The 322-nt window shown below is 58.7% G+C and carries 1 protein-coding gene; it reads right to left on the bottom strand.

Annotated elements, in window-relative coordinates:
• Positions 1-307, bottom strand: a 307-nt coding sequence (locus AC0L20_RS40450) for a hypothetical protein (RefSeq protein WP_473295738.1), incomplete at its 3' end; no start/stop codon positions are given.
• Between the last annotated feature and the right edge of the window lie 15 nt (positions 308-322).

Genomic DNA, 322 nt, shown 5'->3' with positions numbered 1-322 from the left:
ACCCCGTACCCAATCTGGCCGCGCCACGCAGTTGCGTATCCAGCAATGCAAACAGCATCTGCCGTTGGCCAATGAAGGCATTGCGATTCAACCCGCCCGTTTTCATCCGTTGATGCAAGCGCTCGATTTCCTCCAACGTATGCACTATTTCATCCAAATGTCGCGCCCAGGCCGATGTCGCGCTGCCCACGCCAATCGAGCCATAGGTCAGCAAGCTCTGCAGCAAGTCATAGTCATTGACTACCGCCGCCCCGGTCGATGAGTGCTGTTCCAGGTCGCGCCGCACCTGCTCGGCATGGCGCATCAACCAGGCTTCGTCCCT

This window comes from Bradyrhizobium sp. Kon58, assembly GCF_055807455.1.
Note: the sequence above shows the minus strand (reverse complement) of the source record. Positions and strands in the feature narration are given on the sequence as shown.